Source organism: Pseudarthrobacter naphthalenicus, assembly GCF_029076445.1.
Taxonomy (GTDB): domain Bacteria; phylum Actinomycetota; class Actinomycetes; order Actinomycetales; family Micrococcaceae; genus Arthrobacter; species Arthrobacter naphthalenicus.
The window spans coordinates 1-630 of record NZ_JARESG010000085.1 but is presented as its reverse complement, the minus strand read 5'-3'; the positions used below and the strand labels follow the sequence as shown (position 1 = coordinate 630).

1 pseudogene is annotated in these 630 nt (G+C 61.9%); it reads left to right on the top strand.

The window, feature by feature from the left end:
- Nucleotides 1-630, top strand: a pseudogene (locus tag PY310_RS21505) (MarR family transcriptional regulator); the annotation flags it as partial.

Sequence of the window (630 nt, the reverse complement as noted above, 5' to 3'; positions counted from 1 at the left end):
CAACGGTGGACGACACGTCTACATCCCACTGGAGAAGCGGGTCACGTTTTCGCAAGCCCGGGATCTTGTAGAGGCCTTGGGTAACCGTCACCGGAGCCTGGATAAGTCCCCTCACCAGAACCTTTTGCACGGCTGCATGCGGACTCCAGGTTCTCCCCACAAGCGCGGTGGCCACCAGGAACTGGCCATGAGCCTCAGCATGGCTTACGACGTCGCCCGCCGGCCCAACTCAGCCTCCGTATGGGCCGCCATGACCGCCGATCTAGCCCGCGAGATTACGCCACGCGCGCGCTGCGTTTGGAACAGACGTTCTCACCGACTGACGCCGATGCACCCAAGATCCAACACCCCACCGGCCGGATGTCCCGGGTCATGCACCAAATGGCACAAACAGGACTTTATGACGCGAACCGCTACGCGACCGACTCAGATGCCCGGCAGGCAATCCTCGTCGCAGCAGCTGCGGCCGGGATGGAACTGACAGATGTCGAACGCCGGATGATGCAGGGGACCTGGCCAGGACTGGCCTCCTTCTATGCCCGCTACGCTTCCCAGCACCGACGTAAGTCGCTGCACCGCGACTGGCTGGAAGCGGTCACATACGTAAAGAAAAACCCAGGACCCAAAGCA